This is a genomic window from Paenibacillus sp. FSL H7-0442 (assembly GCF_038593105.1).
GTDB classification, from domain to species: domain Bacteria; phylum Bacillota; class Bacilli; order Paenibacillales; family Paenibacillaceae; genus Paenibacillus; species Paenibacillus polymyxa_D.
Genome location: NZ_CP151963.1, coordinates 5,325,166 through 5,348,085 on the forward strand (window position 1 = coordinate 5,325,166; position 22,920 = coordinate 5,348,085).

At 50.2% G+C, this 22,920-nt stretch carries 23 protein-coding genes and 1 riboswitch; of the genes, 1 reads left to right on the top strand and 22 read right to left on the bottom strand.

The annotated features are described in order from the left end of the window. Window positions 1-191 precede the first annotated feature (191 nt). The 6 genes from MHH57_RS23500 to MHH57_RS23525 all read right to left on the bottom strand — a co-directional run bounded on the left by MHH57_RS23500 (window position 192) and on the right by MHH57_RS23525 (window position 4,269). The gene (locus tag MHH57_RS23500) at window positions 192-596 is read right to left on the bottom strand and encodes a PIN domain-containing protein (protein WP_250260217.1); all 405 of its coding nucleotides are present in this window, start codon (window positions 594-596) and stop codon (window positions 192-194) included. Continuing rightward, the gene (locus tag MHH57_RS23505) at window positions 597-836 is read right to left on the bottom strand and encodes a hypothetical protein (RefSeq protein ID WP_226002551.1); all 240 of its coding nucleotides are present in this window, start codon (window positions 834-836) and stop codon (window positions 597-599) included. Between the two features lie 64 nt (window positions 837-900). Further along, window positions 901-1,473 (bottom strand): hypothetical protein, encoded by a 573-nt coding sequence (locus MHH57_RS23510; protein ID WP_029518579.1) that lies wholly within the window; start codon window positions 1,471-1,473, stop codon window positions 901-903. Between the two features lie 22 nt (window positions 1,474-1,495). Further along, a complete protein-coding gene (locus MHH57_RS23515) occupies window positions 1,496-3,166 on the bottom strand; it encodes an AarF/ABC1/UbiB kinase family protein (protein ID WP_069010059.1) in 1,671 nt (556 codons plus the stop codon). A 1-nt stretch (window position 3,167) separates the two neighbouring features. Then, the gene (locus MHH57_RS23520) at window positions 3,168-3,527 is read right to left on the bottom strand and encodes a phasin family protein (protein WP_013312404.1); all 360 of its coding nucleotides are present in this window, start codon (window positions 3,525-3,527) and stop codon (window positions 3,168-3,170) included. Window positions 3,528-3,630: 103 nt separating this feature from the next. Further along, window positions 3,631-4,269 carry a ThuA domain-containing protein gene (locus tag MHH57_RS23525; RefSeq protein ID WP_069010060.1) on the bottom strand — a complete coding sequence of 213 codons (639 nt, stop codon included), beginning with the start codon at window positions 4,267-4,269 and terminating at the stop codon, window positions 3,631-3,633. 439 nt (window positions 4,270-4,708) lie between these two features. Here MHH57_RS23525 and MHH57_RS23530 point away from each other — a divergent pair, with 439 nt between their 5' ends. Then, window positions 4,709-5,158 carry an AbrB/MazE/SpoVT family DNA-binding domain-containing protein gene (locus MHH57_RS23530; RefSeq protein WP_025721620.1) on the top strand — a complete coding sequence of 150 codons (450 nt, stop codon included), beginning with the start codon at window positions 4,709-4,711 and terminating at the stop codon, window positions 5,156-5,158. Window positions 5,159-5,293: 135 nt separating this feature from the next. Here the strand turns inward: MHH57_RS23530 and MHH57_RS23535 are convergent, their stop codons facing one another. The 16 genes from MHH57_RS23535 to MHH57_RS23610 all read right to left on the bottom strand — a co-directional run bounded on the left by MHH57_RS23535 (window position 5,294) and on the right by MHH57_RS23610 (window position 22,912). After that, the gene (locus MHH57_RS23535) at window positions 5,294-6,751 is read right to left on the bottom strand and encodes a cobyrinate a,c-diamide synthase (RefSeq protein ID WP_069010061.1); all 1,458 of its coding nucleotides are present in this window, start codon (window positions 6,749-6,751) and stop codon (window positions 5,294-5,296) included. Further along, entirely contained in the window at window positions 6,744-7,832 is a 1,089-nt protein-coding gene (locus MHH57_RS23540) for a cobalamin biosynthesis protein (protein ID WP_069010063.1), read from the bottom strand. Before MHH57_RS23540 ends, MHH57_RS23535 begins: the two co-directional genes overlap by 8 nt. Then, the gene (gene cobM, locus MHH57_RS23545) at window positions 7,825-8,619 is read right to left on the bottom strand and encodes a precorrin-4 C(11)-methyltransferase (protein ID WP_013373518.1); all 795 of its coding nucleotides are present in this window, start codon (window positions 8,617-8,619) and stop codon (window positions 7,825-7,827) included. The genes MHH57_RS23540 and cobM overlap by 8 nt, the downstream gene beginning before the upstream one ends. Beyond that, window positions 8,616-9,332, bottom strand: coding sequence for a precorrin-2 C(20)-methyltransferase (gene cobI / locus MHH57_RS23550; RefSeq protein ID WP_039271654.1), 717 nt, complete (start codon window positions 9,330-9,332; stop codon window positions 8,616-8,618). The genes cobM and cobI overlap by 4 nt, the downstream gene beginning before the upstream one ends. Before the next feature lie 31 nt (window positions 9,333-9,363). Next, the gene (gene cbiE, locus MHH57_RS23555) at window positions 9,364-10,620 is read right to left on the bottom strand and encodes a precorrin-6y C5,15-methyltransferase (decarboxylating) subunit CbiE (protein WP_341162862.1); all 1,257 of its coding nucleotides are present in this window, start codon (window positions 10,618-10,620) and stop codon (window positions 9,364-9,366) included. Continuing rightward, a complete protein-coding gene (locus MHH57_RS23560) occupies window positions 10,613-11,758 on the bottom strand; it encodes a cobalt-precorrin-5B (C(1))-methyltransferase (RefSeq protein WP_342434596.1) in 1,146 nt (381 codons plus the stop codon). The genes cbiE and MHH57_RS23560 overlap by 8 nt, the downstream gene beginning before the upstream one ends. Before the next feature lie 79 nt (window positions 11,759-11,837). After that, window positions 11,838-12,482: a precorrin-8X methylmutase gene (locus tag MHH57_RS23565; protein WP_069012857.1), complete on the bottom strand. Its 645-nt coding sequence runs from the start codon at window positions 12,480-12,482 to the stop codon at window positions 11,838-11,840. A gap of 168 nt (window positions 12,483-12,650) precedes the next feature. Next, entirely contained in the window at window positions 12,651-13,430 is a 780-nt protein-coding gene (gene cobK / locus MHH57_RS23570; RefSeq protein WP_069012858.1) for a precorrin-6A reductase, read from the bottom strand. Further along, the gene (locus MHH57_RS23575; RefSeq protein WP_342434597.1) at window positions 13,427-14,503 is read right to left on the bottom strand and encodes a sirohydrochlorin chelatase; all 1,077 of its coding nucleotides are present in this window, start codon (window positions 14,501-14,503) and stop codon (window positions 13,427-13,429) included. Before MHH57_RS23575 ends, cobK begins: the two co-directional genes overlap by 4 nt. Before the next feature lie 92 nt (window positions 14,504-14,595). Then, on the bottom strand, window positions 14,596-16,392 hold the full coding sequence (gene cobJ / locus MHH57_RS23580; protein ID WP_342434598.1) for a precorrin-3B C(17)-methyltransferase: 1,797 nt from the start codon (window positions 16,390-16,392) through the stop codon (window positions 14,596-14,598). A 310-nt stretch (window positions 16,393-16,702) separates the two neighbouring features. Next, window positions 16,703-16,890: riboswitch (cobalamin riboswitch) on the bottom strand. 56 nt (window positions 16,891-16,946) lie between these two features. Further along, a complete protein-coding gene (locus MHH57_RS23585) occupies window positions 16,947-17,501 on the bottom strand; it encodes a TIGR00730 family Rossman fold protein (RefSeq protein ID WP_340886685.1) in 555 nt (184 codons plus the stop codon). Window positions 17,502-17,702: 201 nt separating this feature from the next. After that, on the bottom strand, window positions 17,703-18,554 hold the full coding sequence (locus MHH57_RS23590; protein ID WP_322251549.1) for a uroporphyrinogen-III synthase: 852 nt from the start codon (window positions 18,552-18,554) through the stop codon (window positions 17,703-17,705). Window positions 18,555-18,655: 101 nt separating this feature from the next. After that, window positions 18,656-19,810 carry an endospore germination permease gene (locus MHH57_RS23595; RefSeq protein ID WP_069012109.1) on the bottom strand — a complete coding sequence of 385 codons (1,155 nt, stop codon included), beginning with the start codon at window positions 19,808-19,810 and terminating at the stop codon, window positions 18,656-18,658. Window positions 19,811-19,852: 42 nt separating this feature from the next. Beyond that, window positions 19,853-20,077, bottom strand: coding sequence for a hypothetical protein (locus tag MHH57_RS23600; RefSeq protein ID WP_029518596.1), 225 nt, complete (start codon window positions 20,075-20,077; stop codon window positions 19,853-19,855). Further along, window positions 20,070-21,287, bottom strand: coding sequence for a Ger(x)C family spore germination protein (locus tag MHH57_RS23605; RefSeq protein ID WP_069012107.1), 1,218 nt, complete (start codon window positions 21,285-21,287; stop codon window positions 20,070-20,072). Before MHH57_RS23605 ends, MHH57_RS23600 begins: the two co-directional genes overlap by 8 nt. After that, complete coding sequence (locus MHH57_RS23610; RefSeq protein WP_342434599.1) at window positions 21,287-22,912, bottom strand: spore germination protein; 1,626 nt, start codon at window positions 22,910-22,912, stop codon at window positions 21,287-21,289. The genes MHH57_RS23605 and MHH57_RS23610 overlap by 1 nt, the downstream gene beginning before the upstream one ends. Window positions 22,913-22,920 lie beyond the last annotated feature (8 nt).

Genomic DNA, 22,920 nt, shown 5'->3' on the forward strand with positions numbered 1-22,920 from the left:
TCTCCTATCATTCAGTTCGTCTCTCTCAAACGACCCGGTCCGTTACATTTAGTCCATCATTATAACGTAAGGGGTTCGCAGAGACGAATGAGTTAAAAGGCTGTTTACAGAAAGAAATCATCTATTCCCTTGGAATATCGTTCATTTACTTCATCTTATTCGTTTTCTTATATTTAAATTTTTTGCAATTCCTAAGATTCTAACCTGCTAAAGTTGATCACCTTAACTTCATACTCAGACTCCGCGAACTGTAGATCTTGATCCGCCGTAACCAGTACCAATTGGTTTATAATAGCTGTCGCAAGAATCAATGCATCTGGAGTCTTGAGCTTTCTTGCAAACTTATCTTTTTGTTCTCTTCTGATACGCCCCGCTTTAATTGCGATGTCTGAATTAACTGCGATAAATTCCCCGCCAAGAAAAGGTATTGAATCTAAGTCAGTATCAGTGGGCAACCCGGCTATAAACTCGGACTGAGTTATAACAGAAAAGAAAATATTCTCTTTGTCTTTCTCAGCTTGTCGTATTACTCTATCCAAAGATGAGTCAAGTCTATGAAGGGCAATAGCTGCATTCGTATCAAATAAATACCCCATCTAATCCCAATCCTCTCTGGATTGTTTAACACTCTCTTCGATCTCAAGTAATTGCTCCTTACTTAGGCTGCCTCGGGAATTTAAAACAGCTTGCAACCCTTTCGGTAACGGGGACTCTAAATCAATAACCTCAGTTTCCCCCTGTTTATTTTCTATAGTAACTTTTGATGGTTCAAACCCAATATCACGAAGGAGATTTAAGAGACGTATTCGATGTATATCCGTTAATTTTTTTGCCACTAAAATCACTCCTTAGCAAAAGATTAGTTTCCGTTCATAGCTTGTTTAATTCGTTTTCTTATATTTAAAATTTTCGCAATTCCTGCACAAGCTCCGATAGGGCTTCAGCAATCTCAGAGTCTGCATGGTGCTGGAGTAAACTCTCAAAGTCAGGCAGTGCTTGCTTCAATAATCGATAGCTATAGTCATAATAACTCCAAAAAGCTACCGGATCATAACCACGTGCTTCTTCCTCTTCCCATTCCAGTTCATCTTCTTCTGGATCGCTGTCTGCTGACCATAGATATTTTTCGTCCAGCAGCATGGTTAGGGATTCAACAGACTTCTGTGAATCCTCTTGTGCATTTTCCATGTCCAATGCTCCAACAACCGCATGGTACAGTTCCAACTCACTCGGCGTGATATCATCCGAATTTCTCGTATGCAAATTACGCAATAAGAAGAGTAACACCCACGGCGTAACCTGCCACAGTGTGCCTTGATGCTCTATCAGATCAGCAATGGCTGCGTACTCCCCATTGGATATCAATTGCGGCAACTCCGTGCCTCTACCATAAGGAGTAGTCAGGCGGTGCCAAGGCACCTCTGCAATTTGGAGACCATCCATTAGGGCAGTGTTCATCTTATGAGTATCCATAACTCTCCTTTCTGGTCGGTATCTAAAACCTTCCCGATTTAAAAATGGAATACAGTAAAAAGGCAACCATTAAGAGAGCGACAACAAAGCCGATTTCAATAGCAGGTACATTCCACAGCATGGTCGCCTGATGATTCAGCGATGAACCGATAATCAGTCCGACCATAATAATGCTGAACGCTAACAGCACGATACTGAATGACAGGCGGTTGCTGATCTGATCCAGCCTGCGCAGAAGCATTTCCAGCTCCGGCACAGTAACCTCCAGCTTAAGCTTGCCCTTGCCGATAATCGAGGCTAAATGCCTCGCCTGTCCTGGCAGTTCCATCAGCGCTTCCACCAGCTCAGTCGCACCGCCGAGCAGCTTGCCTCGGATACGACGACCGCTGAAGCGTTCCTTCAGCAGCCTGTTACCAAAGGGCTCAGCCAAAGCGATAATACTGAGATCAGGGTCCAGATGCTCCACGACCCCCTCCAGTGTCAGCAACGCCTTGCCTAGCAACAGGACGTCCGACGGCAAACCAATCCGATGGCGCTGCGCTGCGCCAAACAGGTCGTTCAAAGCATCACCAATACTGACCTGTGAAAAAGGAACGTCTGAGTAATCTTCGCGTATCTTGTCCAGATCGGCACGTAGCGCATTCAGGTTGGTATCCGGTTCGACCAGCCCCAAACGTGCGATAGACCGAACCATGGCATCGGTATTTTTGCGCATCAGGGCAATAATGAGGGAAGCGAGATGATTCTTCATCTCTTCGCTCAGCCTTCCCGTCATGCCAAAGTCCAAATAAGCGAGACTACCATTTTTCAGAACGAGTAAATTCCCCGGATGGGGATCGGCATGAAAAAATCCCTCTATAAAAATTTGATGCAACATGCTGTTCACCAGCCGCTGCGCCAGTTCTTTCAAGTTATATCCACGGCGTAATAGCTCTTCACGACTACCCAAGTGAGTTCCGTCTAGAAACTCCATGGTCAGTATACGGGAAGAGGTATGATCCCAGTATATTTTCGGAATATAGATATGTGGGTCCTGCTCAAATTGGAGCGCAATCTTCTCTGTATTACGGGCTTCGTGGTTGTAATCCAACTCCTGAATGAGCGATCTCCCCAGCTCCTCTACCATCTGGCGAAGCTGATACCGCTCTACCCATTCCCAGCGCTTGGCTGCCATTGCGGTCAGTTCCCGCAAAATGTCCAAATCTCGCCGAATGATGCGATTAACGCCAGGACGCTGGATTTTAATGGCGACCATTTCGCCGCTGTGCAGCTTGCCCAAATGCACTTGCCCGATCGAAGCAGCGGCCAGCGGAACATCGTCAAAACGAACCAGTATGTCCTCTAATGACGTGTCCAGCTCCTGCTCCAGAATGCCACGCGCCGTTTCAGATGAAAACGGCGGTACCTGATCCTGAAGCTTAACCAGCTCACGGATAATAGGCTCCGGCAGCAGGTCAGCACGTGTGCTTGCCAACTGTCCAAGCTTGATGAATGCAGGCCCCAGATCCTCCAGCACAAGTCGAATCCGTTCACCTAACGTTTTGGACTCGGGAGTTTCTCTCGTCAGCCACTTGCGAGGCAGTGACAGTAGCTGGAACAGTCCCATTTCTTCCACCATATAGCCAAAGCCATGACGCGCCAGCGCCATGGCAATTTCCCGGTAACGACCGGCGTGCTTCATACGAACCGCCATTTTAATCCAGCCGGTTCGCTTCTTCAGCGTCGCTCGAACCCGTAAGCGCCGCCTTTTCTTTTTCCAGCTCCGCTACCTGTTTTTCCAACAATGCCACACGCTGCTCCAAACTTGTGACATCATTTTCGGTAGGTACTTCCAGCTCCTGCAAAATGCGGCTAACCTGTTCGCGGATCACTGTTTTGAATTGTCCCTGTTCCTCTGCCCCTCGTTCGATCAGACGATCGACCAGTGCTTTGGATTCCGAAGGCGCAAGTTCTCCGCGGTTTACAAGATCCTCGACGGCTTTCTCCACCTTTTCTTTGCTGACAACGGTGAGGCCCCACCCCAATGAGATGGCTTTTTTGAACAAATCGCTCATAATATATCCTCCCCTACCTGTGATTACCTACTAGTATAACCTGAAAAGGGGAGCTGCATAAAGCTCGCAGCTCCCCTTCCTCAATGAATGGAATGATCTATGTTTAACCCGGAAAGCGTCCAGCCCACTTAGCAGCCTGAAGCAGCAGCTTACGGTATCTCTCGTGCTGGAAACTTGGCTGATTATGTCCAGGCATCAGGTAGACGACCCGACCCAAGCCATAGGACAGTGACCATGCAGCCGGCCACCACTGACCTTCATACTCGTATTCCATCAGTAGTGTTTTTTCAGTGAATGGATCAAAATCAAAACGATATGGCTCCTCTTGCATCTCGAACGGTTCGATTCCTTCCATAATCGGATGATCCGGCTCTGTTACCTTGAAGGAAAGCTGCTCCGCTGCCGGATGCCGCAGGAAGCGTGCTCCCATGAGCTGTGCTATTTCATAACGTCCTTGCAATGTGATTCCGTTATGCAGCACAAGCAGTCCACCTCCGCCGCTAACATAGGACAGCAGTCCTGCTGTTTGTTGAGGAGACAGAACCTCCTTACGGCTATCACAATACGAGATGCATAGATCGAATGAGGCTAGATTTTCCTTGAGCAGCATTTTACGATTTTCACTGCATTGTACCGTCATCCAATCCTGTAAAATATGGCTAATCTCTTCGTCCACCCCTTGCAGCGGGTGAAACTCCGGATACGAATAATCTCCTAACAACAATGCTTTTCTTTTTTCCATGATAAATCCTCCTTGCCTGACTTGTATATAAGGACTTTAAAGGCGGGGTCCGTGTCATTCATTCTTGTTTGTGGGGTCAAAACGCTCAGAAAATTCTGTTTGGCCCTCATTCATTTCCCATAACACCGCCATCATTGTCCGAGCTACGGCATATATAAATAATTCTACAGACGGCCTATTAAATCCTTTAGCAGAAGATTATAGCATATATGTTCGCTCGGAATAAACTTATTAAAACTTATTCAAAATTTATAAATCTGAACGATGGCGATTCGGCCTCTTTATGGTATACTCGTAAGAAAAAAAGTGCGTCCATGCTTGATTAACAATAAAGGGCCGCTTTTTGTAAGAAATTTATGCTTGCGGTTATAGAATTGATAAGAATTGCCTCAAACCTTATACATTCTATAAATCTTAAAAAACCGGGGAGGTTGCATGAATGAAAAGGACTGGAATGACCCGGCCCTTGGACAGCTTGGGGCGAATTGTGCTTCCTAAAGAGTTGCGCATGACGATGGAGATTGACATCGGCGATCCATTAGAGTTTTTTATTGAAGACCAGACACTCATGCTCCGTAAGTACAAATCAACCAACTGTATATTTTGCGGTGCGGTTGATACTAACACCTATTTTAAAGATCAGTTTATCTGCGATGAATGTGCGGCCTCGATGAAAACGGAAGATTTAGTTCCGGTCACAGCGACTGAAACCCATTCACCCCCACTTAAGCAAAACATGCATATGAAAAAAATTTATCAGCGCACAGACGTTATTTTGGAGAAAATGAGAGAGCTTATGGAAGAACATCCAGCATCTTCACAAAAACAACTCGCCTCCATGCTTGGCGTGAGTCAGGGAAGGATTTCCCAGCTGAAAAAGCTCATGTAAGTGAACCACCAAAAAAGTAATGTATACGCTTCCATACCATGTAAGGTTTAAATCTATTGAAATTTAGAAAAGCCGGCCCCTTTCAGGGAATCGGCTTCTTTTTGTTTATATGAAATGGTGGACTCGTTTGCAAAACTATGGACTGTAAGCCCGGCATTGTTCCACCCAGCGTGCTGCCGCTTTGGGAAGAGAAGCGAGATGAACATGCGTGTAGGCTGCCAAAAGATTCCCTTTCGCATAGCCTTCGCTCTGAAGACCACGCATCCCCTTGGTTTGATAGGCGTAGGAGTAGGGGGCGGATGATTCGTCATAGTGCATGACAGAATAATGAAATTCATGTCCCCGAATGGTCTGTCCAGCCTCCAGCAGTAAGCAATCCTGCAAAGCTGTTGCTTCACGGTATCCCAGTGCGGCCCGTTTCTCCTGCATGCGGACGTCCGACGGAATAACTCCGGCCATGTGATGGGCATTCCCCATACGATCCGTAAGAGTCCGTGCCAGTACCATATAACCGCCGCATTCGGCGAATACTGGCATATCCCGGCTCACCGCGTTGCGGATATCTTCCAAAAAACCCGTATTTGCAGCGATATCTGCGGCAAACTCTTCAGGGAAACCGCCGCCCAGGTATAGGCCGCTTGCCTGCTCAGGTACGCGTTCTCCCGCCAGCGGACTGAAATAGACAATCTCTGCTCCCGCCTGACGCAGCAAATCCATATTTTCCGGGTAGTAAAAATTGAACGCAGCATCTCTGGCGACGGCGATGACGGGACGTTCCCCGGTATCAGCTTCATGCCCTGCTGATGGAAGCCGATTCAGGGAAAATAATGGGTGCTCGGGCGGGCTGGGCGGCGGAGCCGAATCTGCCAATGCCCGCAGTGCATCCAGATCCGTACCCGCGCGGATCAGCTCTGCCGCCCGTTGGAAAAGCGGCTCCAGCTCGCCGCGTTCCACAGCCGGTACTAAACCCAGATGACGCTCGGGAATATCCAGCCCGTCATCACGCTTTAACCAGCCGAGCACAGGGATGCCGCACTCCTGCTCGATCGCCTTTTTGACGATGCCATAGTGCCCTTGGCTACCGCAGCGATTCACAATTACGCCCACAATGCGTAGCTTGGGCTCCAAGCGCTGAAAGCCGAGCACAATAGCGGCGGCGCTTCGTGCCATACTGCGCACGTCGACCACCAGCAATACAGGGCTGTCCGTCAGCATGGCGATTTCAGCGGTCGAGCCGGTATTGCTGAGCGGGTCCTTGCCGTCATACAGCCCCATGACGCCTTCAATCACGGAAATATCCGCGCCTTCGGAAGCACGGATAAAGGTTTCACGCACCGTATCCGGTGAGGTCATCCATGAATCCAGATTACGGGAAGATGTCCCTGTCGCGGCCGTATGATAGGTGGGATCGATATAATCCGGCCCGCATTTAAACCCCTGCACTCGCAGGCCGCTGTCGGCGAACGCCTTCATCAGCCCGAGGGTAACAGTCGTTTTGCCTGCGCCGCTGCCTGTTCCGGCAACAACAATACGGCTTCTGCGCGTAGCGGCAGACGGATCAGACTGTACAGCCTGCTTCATGATGTCAGTCATAGGAAACCCGCGCTACAGACAACGTCATATTGCCGCTTTTTTTCTTCTCCAGCAGCCAATGGTCTGCACCGGAGGACAACAAGGCTGAAGGTTCACTGACCCCATATGCACCAGTGTATTTAAAGACGGTTTCCGATGGATTGGGAAGCTGCACCGTATTCAGCTCTGACGGAGTATACGTCACCAGTTCCCAACCGTATTTGGCGCAAAGGGCAAGTAAGCCCTCTTCGTCCTTTTTCAAATCAATGGTGGCAATATTCCGTACGCTTTTCACGGACAAACGCAGCTCTTGCAAGGTGTTCAGCACACCCGCTTCCAGCTCCTCTAATGCAGTCCCACGGTTGCAGCCAATGCCGAGTACCAAGCTTTTCGGACGGTACAGCACGCCATTAGAAAGAAGTTGCTCCTCTTCCTCCGGCTCCAATAAACGGTCGCTCACGACCAACGCGGCGTTAAACGGTTCTTGTAATGCTTCTGCCGTCGAAGCATATACCTTGATATGTCCAGGTACAGGCTTGTCATAACGCCACCAGTTCCGTTCGCCCGTCTCTTGTATGAGCGCAACAGGCTCCTCGTTCACAACAGCAGCGCTCACGGGAGTGGCCTTGTCGAAGCTATCGACCACCCAACCCAATTCTCGACCCAACATGTCCACCGGAATTGTGCCCTGCACGTCCGATGCAGTTGTGATTACCGCACGTGCGCCCAGCACAGCGGCTACATGGCGGGTCAATTCATTGGCGCCACCCAAATGGCCAGACAATACGCTAATGACATGCTCGCCACGATCATCAATGACAACTACCGCCGGGTCTACCTTTTTATCCACCAAAATTGGTGCAATCATACGAACCACTGCACCGAGAGATATAAATAAAATAATACCGTTATATTGTTTAAATAAATCCGGCAAAATCAGCTTGACCGAGCCTTCGAACAATTGAATGCCACGCTCCTGCTCGTCGCCACGCTCAAATTTGGACATGTAATACACATCCGTACCCGGAAAGCTGGCTCCCAAATTGCGGACCATTTCCACTCCATGCTTCGTGATTGCCACAGCGGCAAATGGATTACTCACCGGGCTTCACTCCCTTCCGGTAGCCATGGGTGAATGACTTATCGTACAGCTTGGAACGATGCGCGTCCTTGTCCACCAGTCCCGGATCGAGCGCCCAGCCTGCCAAAATCATGGCATGCATCGTTATGCCTGCAGCACGCAAATCGGCGGGTAATTGAGCAAGCGTCGTGCGCACGATCTTTTGATCCGGCCAGGTCGCGCGCTGCACAACCGCTACAGGCGTGTCCTCACTCCAGCCTGCTGCCAAAAACTCAACGACCACCTTCTTTGCCAGCGTTGCGCTGAGGAACAGTGCCACTGTACAGTGATGGGATGCCAAGTCACGCAGCTTTTCCCGATCCGGTACAGGTGTACGGCCTTCGGCACGCGTCAGAATGACCGTCTGCGTCAGGTCAGGCACAGTTAGCTCTGCACCCAGCACGGCCGCAGAAGCAAAGACCGAGCTGACGCCTGGTACGATTTCGTATGCTACTCCGCGCTGCTTCAGCAACACCATCTGCTCCAAAATGGCTCCGTACACTGCCGGATCGCCTGTATGTACGCGAGCTACACTGCGTCCAGCCTGCACAGCCTCGCTCATAATCTCGACCTGCCGCTCCAAATCCATGCCTGAGCTTTGCAGTACCTGCGCCTCTGGCTTGGCCGTGGCAATCAGCTCGTCGTTCACGAGTGAATCCGTGTACAATACCACATCGGCCGTGCGTAGAATCCGGGAGCCTTTGACAGTAATCAGCTCCGGGTCGCCGGGACCTGCTCCTACGATATACACTTTGGGCTCCAACGTCATTTGCTCACCACCATTAAACTCAAATATTCAAGCTCCTGTCCGCGCAGCTCACGTGCGTCGCGCCATACCATTTCATAAGGAGAAGTGACCTTGGTAATGACTGATGCACGGTCCCCAAGATGGAGTTCATCCAGCACATCCAAAATCAAATCCAGCACCTTGGCAACCTTGATAAACACGACCGTATCGTGATTCTCAATCGCCCGCTTCATCGCTTCCCGATCATCCGTAGCCGGAATAATACCGACCTGCTGATCTCCGTCTGCCAAAGGCAATTCCAGCGCTGCCGCCGCTCCCAACACAGACGAAATGCCCGGAATAGATACAATCGGCACCTCAGGATGGAGATCCTTCATGAGCCGTGCCAAATGAATAAAGGTACTGTACAGATTAGGGTCTCCCTCTGTGACAAAGGCTACATCCTTGCCTTGGCTCAGTGCCTCCCAGCAAGCAACCACCGTTTTGTTCCACTCACGCTCCAGTACAACCGGGTCCTTGGTCATTGGAAAAATGAGTCCCAGCATCTCCTTTTCCTCCGGGTTGACGTACAACTCCACGATTTCGTGAGCATACGACTTACCTCCCCGGCGTTTCTTCGGATAAGCCACAACTGCACATTCCTGAATCATGCGATACGCCTTGACCGTAATCAGCTCGGGATCACCCGGCCCCACACCTACGCCGTAAAGTGTTCCTGTTGCCGCCGTATTCATGCTGTCTCTCTCCCCCTCTTGAATTACCAGCTTACTCCCCTGCTACTTCGTCAGCCACGTCCACCGACGGCTGCCCTGTAATAACATATATCGGATTGAGTCCGTCAAAACGAGTCATATTCAAAATCGGCTTGCTGCGTGCTGTTTGCAGTAACGTCACTGAAGTATCGAGTCCTGCTGCTTGCATCGCCTTCATCCCATCATGCAGCGTCTCAATCGTTGCAGCATTCACTACAATTCGTCCATCGTTACGCAGACGGGAAGCGCACAGACGAATCAGCTCGGCCAATTCTCCCCCGCTCCCACCGATAAACACCGCATCCGGGTCTGGCAGATCTTCCAGTCCGGCAGGCGCTTTGGCATGAATAACCGGGAAATCGGTGCGGAATTTGATTTTGTTCGCTTCCACATTAGCCAGATCGCCTTCGTTCTTCTCAATGGCAAATACTTGCCCATACTTGGCTAGCCGCGCACATTCCACCGCTACAGAGCCGGAACCTGCGCCGATATCCCATACGATGCTTCGTTCGGTCAGACGCAGCTCGGACAAGCTGAATACGCGTACTTCACGCTTCGTGATCAGTCCTTTTTCCGGCTTGCGCTGGTGAAATTCCGCATCCTCGAAGCCAAATCCCCGACGAATTGCAGGCACATCTTCTCCCTTACGGCGGCGCAAAATCACCACATTCAGTGGTTGGAACGTTCTCTGCGCCATCTCATCCAACGTATAATGCTGATACGCCTCATCCGGTCCGCCCAAATGCTCGCCGACAAAGGCATCATATTCCGTCATGCCATAATGCAGTAGATAGGCAGCGACTGCGGCGGGATGATTGCGGTCGTCCGTCAGCAGCGCGACCTTGTTCTGTCCATCGATCCGCTGCGCCAATCCGGTCATCGGACGGCCATGTACGCTTTCCAGCACCGCATCCTGCCAGCTTTCACCGAGACGCGCAAACGCCAGCTGAACCGAGCTGAGATGCGGCAAAATATCCAAATGTTCAGCCCCCAGCTTGGCGGACAAATAACCTGCAATTCCAAAAAAAAGCGGATCGCCTGACGCAAGCACGACAATATCCTTGTCCTTGCGCAACCGTCCCAATTCTTCTACCACGGCAGATAAGCCGCTCTTTAATGTTCGTTTTTCCCCTGCGAATGCCTTGAAAAAGGCTAGCTGGCGTTCTCCACCAACCAGCAGGTCGGCACTCTCAATGTGCTCCAGCGTCTCCTGCGACAGACCTGCCGCTCCATTTTCACCGATACCAATGACACGAATCACTCTACTCACCGACTCTCGCCCTCCCCAGCACGTTCCCTTTCATCGTTACCAGTACCATTTCCACGACAATTCCACCACCTGCATGGTCCAGACAATGCTGACATCCATAGGTACACAACTTTTCAAAAAAGCTCAGCGCATTCGCTTCGGTCATCATATCTGCCACCTGCGTAGCTGTATTCGCCTCTGCCACTGCCGCTGCAAGCGACTCATCCACACCTGCTTCACGCGCGACCTCAGCCAAAAAGCCAAAGTCCACCGGAGCACTCTTGGAGTGAACCATCATGACACCTTGAGCTACCTTCGACAGCTTGCCAGGCATACCGACGAGAATAATCTTTTTCATTCCCAGCCGTTTCCCATGCTTAATGGCAAAGCCGACAAAATCCCCCATCTGAATAAAGGCCTCTTCCGTCAGCTGATCGTACATTTGCATGGCATATTTTTCACTGCTGCCGCCTGTGGTCAGGACTATTTCCTGGCAGTTCATCGCTTGCGCAACCGATATGGCCTGCACGACACTGGCTTTATAAGCTGACGTGGAAAACGGAACGACCACACCACGCGTGCCTAGTATGGAAATACCGCCAAGAATGCCAAGTCGTCCGTTCAACGTTTTCTTGGCGATTTCTTCGCCGTCCGGTACGCTGATGACGACACGGACACCTTTGGCCGATCCGTGCTCTTCAAGCACGCCTGTCACAGCCTCCGTAATCATCCGTCGCGGCACCGGATTAATCGCTGCTTCCCCGACAGGCACAGGCAGACCGGGCTTCGTTACCCGCCCCACGCCGATGCCACCGTCCAGCTCAATGCCCGGCTCCTCGCGCCAGCTAACAGAGGCGATTATTTTCGCCTGATGCGTGGCGTCTGGGTCATCGCCACCGTCCTTGATCGTCGTGCAGGAAGCTTCGTCCGCGTCCAACACAGGCTCGATCAGCTCAAACGCATGATCGAATCCCGCGGGCAGCGATATCACTGCTTCCTTCGGCGGAATGCCCGTGATGAGCAGTTGTACCGCTCCTTTGGCTACTGCAGCCGCACAAGCTCCTGTCGTAAAGCCTGACCGCATTGGCTTGTCCGGTGCGGGAGCTTCACCGCTTTTCATCCGTTTGGGCTTGTCGGCGGACGCCGCTTCCTTTTCCATGACAATTCCTCCTTAACCTCTTCTGCTGATCATGTTCCAATTCATTTCATTTCATGATACAGCAAACGGACAACCGCATCTAGCGGACAGCCATTAAGGAGATCGCATTCAATGCTGCTACGACAATTGTACTGCCGCCCTTGCGTCCAATATTCGTAATGAACGGAATATCCAGCTTGCGCAGCTCGTCCTTGGATTCTGCCGCCGATACGAAGCCTACGGGCATGCCAATCACCAGTCCGGGCTTGGCCGCTCCTTCTTTCACCAGACGAATCAGCTCCAGCAACGCTGTCGGCGCATTACCAATCGCATAGATACCACCTTCGCTCGCCTGAATCGCTTTGCGCATCGAAATAATGGCGCGTGTCGTATTCAGCCTTTTCGCTTCTTCCATGACGTCAGGGTCAGATATGTACACATGCACATCCCCACCAAATTGACGGATACGATCCTTGCTCAGCCCCGCTTGAATCATCTGCACATCCGCCACTACCTGCTGTCCTGCGCGAATAGCTGCAATCCCGGCTTCAATCGCTTTTGGATGAAACACCATGCTGCGGCCCAGCTCAAAATCAGCAGATGCATGAATGACACGCTGTACAACGGGATATTGCTCTGCTGTAAAAGGATGCTCTCCCAATTCTTCTGTGATCATCTCGAAGCTTTTGCCTTCAATCTCCTGCGGCTGTACCGTTAGCGGTTTAAATTCTGTTTTGAAATCCATGGTAGACCACTCCCTTATGGAAAATTAGAAAATAGTTTAGGAAAATGACAATTCATTGCTACTAAAATCATGGATACCTGTAAAAACACCTGTTTTAAGATGACTATATTTTAAATACATGCCAGAAGTCGTTCCTGATGAACTGGACTCGCAGGGGTAAGGCTCAACTCAAATTGAAGTTTTCTCTTTTGCTGTACGCAGTGCGTTGATGACTCCGTCGAAATGATCAAATACTGTGCCAAATTCCACTTCCGGCCTGGAAATCAAAAGTACGTGAATCCCCAGCTCCAATGCAGATTGAACCTTTTCATCCACTGCTCCCGTGCTTCCGCTTTCCTTGGTGACCATCACGGTCGTGCCATAGTGCTTGTACAATGCTTCGTTCATCTCGCGGGAAAAGGGTCCCTGCATGGCAATAATATTTTTTTGCTCCATGCCCAGTTCGCCGCATTTCTCCATATTGTCCAGGCGCGGCAGCATGCGTATAACCAGACGAATCTCCGGGTCTCCGAGTAAATGCTTGGTGAACGTGCCGAGCGTCTTACTGCCCGTCGTAAGCATTACAGAACCTTTGAGTTGCTTCGCTTCTAATGCGGCTTCTTCATAGGAAGACACGATGTGGAGCAACGGATGATTGTCATATACAAGTCCTGTCCGCTCATAGCGAATATAAGGAACCCCGGACTCGCGAGCGGCTGTCATCGCATTCGCATGTGCTTCTTCTGCAAAAGGATGACTGGCATCAACAACCGCCTGTATTCCAAGCTCCCGAATCATTGCAGCCATTTCATCGGCTGTCATTCGGCCTGTACGTACGTCTAGTCCCGCTTCAGACAAGCTGGCTGCCGCGCTTTCGGTTACGACTGAGGTCAATACGTTGAAGCCATTGTCACGGATTTGCAGCGCCAATTCCCGAGCATCGCTCGTTCCGCATAGCATGAATATCATGAGCCCTTCACCTGCCCGCTTCCATTCACTACAGATGGCGTATGTGAATGCTCGTGATGGTGATCATGGTCATCATGGCTGTGAGCATGGACATGCTCATGAGTGTGATCGTGGCTGTGTGTATGGTGATCATGATGGTCGTGCTCATGTGCATGATGGTGGTGATGTTCATGTTCATGATGATGATCGTGGTCATGGTCATGATCGTGGTCATGATCGTGGTGATGATGGTGGTGCTCCTGCGCCTCCAGGCGGAACTGGCAGTTATCACAATTGGCTGTAACCTTGCCGAACAAACCTTCCTTAGCTCGCTCCAGCACCAGTTCAACCAATTGAGGATGGAAACCAAAATATCCGCCCATCTCCACTTGTAATGCAGGGTGAGCCTCGGCAAATTCCTGGGTCATTTCTCCGATGCGTTTAATCAGCACACCCGTGAACAGAAAATAGGGAAGCACGATAATCTTTTTGGCCCCCAATCGTACACAACGCTCCAATCCATCGGGAAAGGAAGGCTGCGTCACACCGATAAAACTGCTCTCTACCCATGTATAAGGAAGCTTCTCCCACAGCATACGGGTGATTTTGAAAAAGTCACTGTTCGCATCTGGATCGCTACTTCCGCGTCCTAATACAAGTACCGCCGTTTCCTCGTCAGGTACCTCGACAGATGCCTCGACAGCGCTAATCATCCCCGCTGGAACTGCAACCGGCCGGGCCTCTTTCAAGCGACTTTGCAGAATGCTGACGATTTTCTCGTGAACACCAATCGGACGTCCGTATACAAATTCCACCTGCGGATATTTCGCCTTTGCCCGGTCAATAGCCATCGGAATATCAATTTTGGCATGTACCGCTGCGAACAAAATAATCGGAATAAGAACGACACGCGTCGCCCCTTTCTCCACACAAGTTTGCATCCCATCAGCAATGCTGGGACGTGCCAGCTCCAAGAAACAGGTTTCCACGCACATATCCGGTACCCGATCTGCCACTGCCTGTGCAAATTCCAGCAGTTCCTGGTTCCCCTCCGGGTCCCGACTTCCATGTCCAACCAACAATATTGCATCCACTGCTGTTGTTTCCTCCTCTTGAATAGGGATAGCCTGCATGACGCCCTATTTTATATATATGCTTGTATCCCGTTCATCAGGCCTTCAGTCCATTAATCACCACAAACCGCATTCACTTCTACCGTTACTGGTGCATCTTCATGCCGGAACCCCGCAACGACACCTACACGCTTAAAAAATTTATGAAAACGCTCATTCGGATGCCCTTTTTCCTTATATTCAGCGATGACGTTCTCCACGATGTCCGTAATTTGATCACCCGGAATTCCTTCCGCTACAGGCTGAGCGGCATGAGCATTGCGGCCGAATTTTTTGCCACCGAGGAAGAGATCGTACCCACCCTTGCGATAGACGATTCCGATATCCTCTAGTACGGCTCCATAGCAGGCCATACCGCATCCGTTCAAAGCAATGCTCGTTTCCTTGGGTGCCTGTAATCCACCAAGTACAACCTGTAAATGCTCAGCCACAGGCACAGCGTCATCCTTCTCCATATTGCAGAAGTCGCACGCCTTTACCTTAAACACATCGCCAACCGGCATGACAATGAATCGTTCATCCCGCAGCCGCCCGACCAGTTCCTCGGGGTCTGCACACGGCACGCGCAGCACGATCTGATGATCCGGCGTGTATTCCAGCTCGCCATCATCACCCGCTACCTCGGCGAGCAGCGCCATCTGGCGAGCGGTGAATTTCTTGTTTCCCACACCCGGGGAAACACCCACCTCAAACAGCGCAGGCTTGCCAAAGCCGCCTGTCGCCATCCCGGCCGCGGCCCCTGCTCCGGCCACCGCCGACGTTCCGGCGGTGCTCTTGGCGGCAGGCGCTTGCCCGCTCCAGCGAGCGTTGGCTTCGCCAGGCAGCTTACCGCCGATAGCGAGGCGGCTTAGCGCCTCTGCCGCCAGCGATGCCGGGGCTGCGCCGGTTTGCACAGCAGTCGTTGCCTGCACGACAGCCATCACTTGCGGGCGTGCCTGCGTGGCAACCGCAGCGCCGCTCGCGGAGGGTCCAGCGGGCGTAGTCGGGGCTGCTCCTGCCTGCGGTGTACCCTCTTGCGCTCCCAGCGACCACGGCTCCGCTTCCGTGCGGAGACGCTGATGCGGCTTGAGCGCCTGCTCGGTCGCATCCAACGTGTATTTGCGCTGATATCCGCGCGGAGTCACGATCAAACCGTCATACACCGTCGTCGAGGAATTGCCGATGATTACAGTCGTCAGCATCCCGATGTCATGGTTCAGCATATCTTCCAGCGTCGTTACAATAACTTGCTGACGTTCACGATAAGCGCTCTTCACTAGCCCAACCGGAGTCTGCGGATCACGGTAACGCAGCAAAATGGACTGCGTCTCCACAATCTGGCGGGTACGCCGACCACTGCGCGGGTTGTATAATGCAATCACAAAATCAGCCGAAGCCGCAGCTTCTACACGCTTTACGATCGTTTCCCACGGGGTCAGATGATCACTCAGACTAATCGTGCACGCATCATGCATCACTGGCGCCCCCAACAGTGAAGCACAGGACTGTATAGCCGAGATCCCCGGTACGACTTCTACCTCAACCCCGCCCTCGCGTCGCCAGCCTTTTTGCATCAGCACTTCGTACACCAGCCCTGCCATACCATAGACTCCCGCATCTCCACTGGAAATGACAGCTACCTTCTTGCCCATCTCTGCTTGGCGAACCGCCTCCTGCGCACGGCTCACTTCCTCTGTCATCCCTGTGCGTACAATCTCCTGTCCGTTCAACAGCGGACGGATCAAATCAACGTAGGTATTGTAGCCGATAATGACCTCACTTTCGTCCAGCGCATCCAGCGCCCGTTTTGTGATATGTTCCATATCTCCTGGTCCAAATCCAATCACCAACAATTTTCCTAATGGGCTCATCGTACTCCTCCTATTCATCCTTTTCAGGGCAGCTATCCTATCTATTTCAATGATTTATGCACATCGTGTAACTTAAAAAAACCCCATCCTGCCCGGATGGGGTTTCTATGTACGTATCTCTCATCAGACGAACAAACAGCGTAAGAAGACACGATTTGTCTTCCTCCAGCCTGCCGTTGTTTTCCATCTGTCTGTTTACGCTTCAAACGCTGCTGCACGTTCATATCCACGCAACCCTCTAGCCAACATGGAAAAAGCAACGTGTGCCTGATTTCCTGATTTCGTACACCCATCCTCTCCGCGAAGGTTAACGGTGCATACAGATCAAGGTAGGTCTCCTGGCTTGGCATCAACGGATTCTTTCGTCTTCCCCGTTTTTCACGAGTGACCAATTAAAAAAATCCTCTTCCTTACAGTGGCGGGACCGCTCGGGATTTGCACCCGATTCCCTGTTACCCTTTGCTCAACCGCAAAGGCACCTTGTCTGTCCGCTATTTGATTATGGGTCTTATCATAACCTTGCCTCAATCAGTTGTGCAAGCACGAAAAAAGCTTTATTTCAAGTTCTGTGCTTTATTTTTTAACATATGTAGCAATTCGTCCGGGTCTGCGGAGATGCTCAGTAGCGCTGGATGCTCACTCCCGGTAAACCCCTCTTGCACACTATGACGCACCATTTCTACTAACGGGTCAAAATATCCATTCACATTCAGCAGCCCAATGGGCTTGCGATGAATGCCGATTTGCGCCCAGCATAGTACCTCGAACAGCTCTTCAAAGGTTCCCAAACCACCCGGAAGGGCAATAAAAGCATCGGCCATCTCGCTCATTGCCGCTTTACGCTCATGCATGCTTGCTACCTCAATAAATTCGGTAACTCCCCGATGAATGATCTCTGCATCAAATAACAGGGTGGGCATAATGCCAGTGACCTGACCGTCACCCGACAGCATTCCATCTGCCACCTCTCCCATTAGCCCCCTGCTAGAGCCGCCATAGATCAGACGGATATGATGGCGAGCCATGGCTTCTCCCAGTTTGCCTGCTGCCTCAACATATACCGATAAATGTCCAGGTCTGGACCCGGCAAATACGCAAATAGAATTCATTAACGTCTCAGCTCCTGTCCTAAGTAGCATCGAAACTTATTCATTATATTAGATAAACATTTTCGCTATAACAAAAATCTTTGTCGATGCATGTCCAACAAAAAAAGATAAAGACCTCGTAGGCCCTTATCTTTATTTTACTCTGTATCCCGAAATATAAGTTCATTTTTTAGCATCTGCATTTATAATTTTGATCTCATTTCAATGACCATTCATGATCTTCAGACCACAGCCATGCACCGAATCGTTATGTTCAAAATATTTGCCCAGCTCCACCATCATCGCGCCCATGCGCTCTTCGGTTGGAAACACGACTCGATCAATCCCTTCTTCCACAATGGACTGTGCAGTCACCTTCCCTACGGATACAGCAATCACATCCTCACGAAAAGCTTCCAGTAAATCCTCAATTCGATTTTGCTCTCTGGCATATTGGGCCAAAAATCGAATTTGCGGACCACTCGTGAATGTAACGGCATCAACATTACGATGGATAACATCCTCCAGTAACGCCTGCAATTTTGCTTCCTCGGGTGGGATATGCTTATAAGGAAGTACCTGGCGGGTCACTGCCCCCTGCTCGTCCAGCCATTTTACCAACCGTGGGGCTGGATCGCCATGCAGCTGCAACAGCACTTCCTTCCCCTTCAGATCGTATGGGGCGAAAGCTCCTGTCAATCCGATCAAACTTCCGTCCTCGTCTCGTACTGCTGGCGTAAAGCCACGCTTTTTGAGTCCATTGACCGTCTTGTAGCCCCGCGCTGCAATGTTGGAAGATTGCAGCAACTCTATAATCTGCTCAGCCACACCCATATCCTCTGCCATATCGAACAGGGCATCCAGCCCCATGCCTGTCGTGAAGATGTACCAGTCCGGAGGGTTCTTTACCCACGATACAACAGCGTTGCGCAGCTCGATATCATCTAGAAAAACAGTGCCCTGGGCCGGACGATGTACTGGCTCCCCTCCCATCTTCACAACTAGCAGCGCCATTTCGTCTGCTTTACGGGGACCAGCAAGAGCGACTCTCTTACCTGCCATGCGTTGTGCCATTCTGTTTCCTCCCTAGTAGAAGTCGTATTTCTTTCTACCAAGTATACAATCAGAGGGGTAAAAGACAAATAAGAATTACTTTTTCGATGAATACAGGAATCTTATAAGTGGGTGTGTCCTGTTCTGTCTCCCTGCCGGCTTTCTAGCTGACTACTGCTATCCCGCTCTCCGTTAGATGCCTTATCATCTCCGCCTTTCCCTTTAGATTTGGGTCGGAGCAACATCCATAGTACCAAGGGCATAAGTACAAAAAAAATGATCATCACCGCGGTCCACTCCCGGCTGAAATCAAAAACTTGCACGATGTTGGAGAACAGCATAAACGAACAGACATAACCTAACAAACCTACGGGCCAAACCATCAGACTCCCCCAGGCATGGGAGAACATACGCTTTACCGCCAAACTGGTAACGTACAGATCAATTCCGATCTTCGTAAGAAAGGTGGGTACGGTCAGTGCTGCCACGAACAAGTCGAACCGATCCAGAAAGTCCGTTAGCTGCAATTGACGCACCAGTTCATACGATGGATAGAACAGCCGTGACAAGATAGGAACACCAATAACCAACTCCGACTGCAACACCAGCATGATCAGAAAAGCGGTTCCGAGCAAATGCCCATACCACGCACTACGTCCATTATAACTCTTTCCAGAAATCACAAAGGGAACCATCAGGATATCGGCCATATATCCCAGCATGCGCCAGCTGCCCTTGATCACTCCCTCTACTTCTGGATGTAAGTAGGGTCTCAGCATCGAAAAATCCATATTACGCCCAAAAAAAAGTGGCATGGTCAACAGCGTCAAAATCAACATCGGCAAAAAAATCTCGGCCATATTCACGATGGTGCTTATTCCGCCTTTGGCCATAAATACCAGAGTTAACAGCACAATAAGAGAAGTGACCACAATCGGAGTCAGCGGCAAAAGCACAACCTCCACTAAATCTGTGATAATTCTCAAATCCCGTGCAAAAATGATCAGGAATAAAATAAGGTAGACTGCAAGCAGCATACGTCCCAGCACAGGATGAGAGCTCACCATCGCCTGCATTAGATCCTGGTCAGGAAAACGACGCTTGAGTTTCAACATCGCCCAGATCGGCAAGCATAGCACGATAGCCGCAATTATACAGGTCCAGTAGGCATGCTGATTCGCGTGATCCGCTGCCTGCGCCGGAGCATGTATAAGGGTAATACCGACCTCCATCAATACACCCAGCAGTACGATTTGTCTGGTTGTGAACTGTTTCATACAGGTCATCCTCCTTTTATCCGCAGGCATCCAATACACGATTTACAACGTAGGGGGGAGCCACATGTCAATAAAACGGGTCAGCCATGTAGCCACATAAACGGTGCTCTTCGTTGATGTTCCGTAAATCCAGATACCAATGCTAATAACATACAATACTCGAGAGACCCAACGATTGATGGCTGGTGCATTGTTAATATTTTTACGGTCAATCAGATACATGAAGAGCATAGCCAGCACCAAAGGTAACAGAAATACTTTATTCATTCTGGATTTGCTCCTTTTTGACCCCGAATGGTTTGGTGACCGCACCAATATTCTCAATATGCACGACCGGATTTATGGTGATCTCCACCTTGGGATATAGTTGCTCCCATTGAGGTTTAATCCGTTTCCATTCATCCGGGTGACTCGTAATAATAGCCCGGCCCAAACCAAGTACGTCTGAACGATACTTTTGCTGAATCACGTGGACAGCCTCTCCCAGCTCCCTCTTGATTTCCTCGGCTGTCTGCTGCTCCAGCCACTTCAAATTTTCCTCGTTGGAAATATCGAAATTCGTCTCATTTTCCTTCACATTCCCATTGCAGTTCATATGAACGGTCATTCGAATCTCATTCCCCTGAATAAAGGGCTTGATATGGACTCTATTTTCGATGAGATGCACAGATATGTAACCTTTACCCTTGGGAGGGGGGATAAATATCTCTGTCTCCTTGGCTTGCTCCATACCCAACAGCAGAAACCGACTGAGATGGTTATCAATAATCCCTGTTAACCTGTCTTGTCGAAAGACTGCCAATCCATCGATCTGAATATTCGTCTTCTTGTCTTTAAGACTAGCGGGCCCATTCTTCACCAGAGACATTACTGGCACCACCGGGTCAATGCCTTCCAGCAGGACGGAATTCATCAGCAGTTTAACGGAACGAGGTTTTTTCATATAGGAAAAGTTAAGCTCACGCACCATTTCCGCTGGATATTGCTCAATCGGAGCATCTGCCTGAAGCACTTCCATCGCTGACCCCTTCGTGATAACAACCAGGGAAGACAGACGGTTCTGCGGAATACGTGCAATGACATCCATCATTTTGCTAATCCCTTCCCGTGCCAGCGTCTCGCCGAACAGCAGTACCCGCCGATGGGAGTAATTAAGTGTTCGCGAAACCCCGCGCTGTTCCTCGGTACTTGCTCCTCGAAAGCTTGGACCTGTTTTGGACTCCAGATAGTAGGACTTCGTACCGCTTGTACCTCCCCCTCCTCCTGTGCTGCCCGAAGATCCTAGTTGTCCAGGCAAAGCAATTTGCATCGTTACCCGGTATTGATCGCCTTCCTTGTCTAGCCCGGTACCCATCACAAAGGCCACATCGTTCACTTCACGGCGATCCCAGCATCCTCCCAAAAGAACAGAACAAAGCAGCAGACAACAGAGCACAGCCGCTTTACGTATTTTTTGTGTATTCGATTTGGGCTTCATCACCATCCCTCCTCGGTGGTAGGCGTTCCATTCATCTTTTCCTTCGCTCGTTTGTTGTTGTCTTTACCAATCCAGGAAGGACGTTTAGTCATTTTCCACCAAGGTGCACGGACGACGATATCCTTTTGATCCGTATGGTTGTACGGGCTATATCCGCTCATGTAAGGGACACCAAACGATGTTAGCTTGGTTAGATGCGTAGCAATCAGCGTTGTCGCAATAATGATCCCAAACAATCCGAATAAACCCGCCATCAGCATGATTGGAAATCGTAGCAGGCGAACTGTGATGGCAAAGTTAAAGCGTGGAATGGTAAACGAAGCAATACCTGTGAGCGACACAACAATGACTATGGGTGCCGATACAATCCCTGCCTGTACTGCGGCCTGCCCAATTACGAGCGCACCAAGAATACTAACGGCCTGACCGACCGTTTTGGGGAGACGAATCCCTGCTTCACGTAATGCCTCAAAAGAAATTTCCATCATTAACGCTTCCACCAGTGCTGGAAAAGGGATAGATTCACGAGCCGCTGCAATACTTAATATGAGTGTCGTCGGCAGCATATCATGGTGATAGGTCGTAACCGCTACATATATTGCTGGCAGAAAGAGAGCCATGATGAGAAAAAGAAAACGAATCCAGCGCACCATATTACTGATGAAAAAACGTTCGTAATAGTCCTCGCTTGCTTGCATCATCTGCCACATCGTGACCGGCCCAATCAGGGCAAAAGGCGTTCCGTCCACAAAAATGGCAAAACGTCCTTCCAGTAATTGGGCAGTGACGGTATCCGGGCGTTCAGTATATTCCATTTGCGGAAACGGAGAAAAGGGATGGTCCTCAATCAGTTCCTCAATATATCCAGTCTCCAGAACACCATCAATATTAATATCGCTGAGCCTTTTTTTTACATCCTCCACCAGTTTGGGATCTATGATCCCTTCAATATAGGTAAGGACGACGCTCGTTTGAGTTTCTGTTCCGATGGTCATGCTGTACATCTTGAGCTTGGAGGTCTTCAACTTGAAACGCAACAGTGCCGTATTGACGCGAAGGGTCTCAGTGAAGCCCTCACGCGGCCCACGAATAACCGCTTCCGTCTGGGGTTCCTCTACGCCACGGCGGACACCACCCTTGGCGCTAAAAATATAAGCACGAGGCGTACCATCTACAAACAAAGCGGCATTGCCGTCCAGTATCGCTGCTGATACCATCTTCCATTCGTCCATCGTTTTAGTCTGGGACATGGAGATACGAGTTTCATCCAACGGCTCCAATTTGCCGTTCACTTCAGGGTCCTTGAGCATCATGCCCAGAATGACAGGCCGCAGGATATGATCCTGCAAATCCTCCGATTTTACCGTACCTTCAAAATAAGCCAACAACCCTTTGCGTTCAGGGGAAATCATGAGCTCTCGATAGACGATATCAGAGCAATCCTTGAAAATGTCACGCAAAGCAATCAAATTGTTTTCCACATTGCTACGCAGCGGCTGTTCCAGCCACGAAGACTCAGGCAGTCCTTTAGGCACATTGGAATTTCGTGTCTTGCGGTCTGCGGCTGGAATCGCTCTCCGGCTCCACGGTAGCTTCGGCAACTTGGGAAAGCGCCCTTTCTTCATCGTTATTC

What these genes read in the sequence shown, in the direction of transcription:
- MHH57_RS23590 (WP_322251549.1), bottom strand. Translation starts at nt 18,554, where the DNA reads ATGGCACAACGCATGGCAGGTAAGAGAGTCGCTCTTGCTGGTCCCCGT.
- cobJ (WP_342434598.1), bottom strand. Translation starts at nt 16,392, where the DNA reads ATGAGCCCATTAGGAAAATTGTTGGTGATTGGATTTGGACCAGGAGAT.
- MHH57_RS23595 (WP_069012109.1), bottom strand. Translation starts at nt 19,810, where the DNA reads ATGAAACAGTTCACAACCAGACAAATCGTACTGCTGGGTGTATTGATG.
- MHH57_RS23520 (WP_013312404.1), bottom strand. Translation starts at nt 3,527, where the DNA reads ATGAGCGATTTGTTCAAAAAAGCCATCTCATTGGGGTGGGGCCTCACC.
- cobI (WP_039271654.1), bottom strand. Translation starts at nt 9,332, where the DNA reads ATGAATACGGCGGCAACAGGAACACTTTACGGCGTAGGTGTGGGGCCG.
- MHH57_RS23525 (WP_069010060.1), bottom strand. Translation starts at nt 4,269, where the DNA reads ATGGAAAAAAGAAAAGCATTGTTGTTAGGAGATTATTCGTATCCGGAG.
- MHH57_RS23515 (WP_069010059.1), bottom strand. Translation starts at nt 3,166, where the DNA reads ATGGCGGTTCGTATGAAGCACGCCGGTCGTTACCGGGAAATTGCCATG.
- MHH57_RS23530 (WP_025721620.1), top strand. Translation starts at nt 4,709, where the DNA reads ATGAAAAGGACTGGAATGACCCGGCCCTTGGACAGCTTGGGGCGAATT.
- MHH57_RS23560 (WP_342434596.1), bottom strand. Translation starts at nt 11,758, where the DNA reads ATGGAAAAGGAAGCGGCGTCCGCCGACAAGCCCAAACGGATGAAAAGC.
- MHH57_RS23565 (WP_069012857.1), bottom strand. Translation starts at nt 12,482, where the DNA reads ATGGATTTCAAAACAGAATTTAAACCGCTAACGGTACAGCCGCAGGAG.
- cobK (WP_069012858.1), bottom strand. Translation starts at nt 13,430, where the DNA reads ATGATATTCATGCTATGCGGAACGAGCGATGCTCGGGAATTGGCGCTG.
- MHH57_RS23500 (WP_250260217.1), bottom strand. Translation starts at nt 596, where the DNA reads ATGGGGTATTTATTTGATACGAATGCAGCTATTGCCCTTCATAGACTT.
- MHH57_RS23605 (WP_069012107.1), bottom strand. Translation starts at nt 21,287, where the DNA reads ATGAAGCCCAAATCGAATACACAAAAAATACGTAAAGCGGCTGTGCTC.
- MHH57_RS23600 (WP_029518596.1), bottom strand. Translation starts at nt 20,077, where the DNA reads ATGAATAAAGTATTTCTGTTACCTTTGGTGCTGGCTATGCTCTTCATG.
- MHH57_RS23510 (WP_029518579.1), bottom strand. Translation starts at nt 1,473, where the DNA reads ATGGATACTCATAAGATGAACACTGCCCTAATGGATGGTCTCCAAATT.
- MHH57_RS23535 (WP_069010061.1), bottom strand. Translation starts at nt 6,751, where the DNA reads ATGACTGACATCATGAAGCAGGCTGTACAGTCTGATCCGTCTGCCGCT.
- MHH57_RS23610 (WP_342434599.1), bottom strand. Translation starts at nt 22,912, where the DNA reads ATGAAGAAAGGGCGCTTTCCCAAGTTGCCGAAGCTACCGTGGAGCCGG.
- MHH57_RS23585 (WP_340886685.1), bottom strand. Translation starts at nt 17,501, where the DNA reads ATGAATTCTATTTGCGTATTTGCCGGGTCCAGACCTGGACATTTATCG.
- cobM (WP_013373518.1), bottom strand. Translation starts at nt 8,619, where the DNA reads ATGACGTTGGAGCCCAAAGTGTATATCGTAGGAGCAGGTCCCGGCGAC.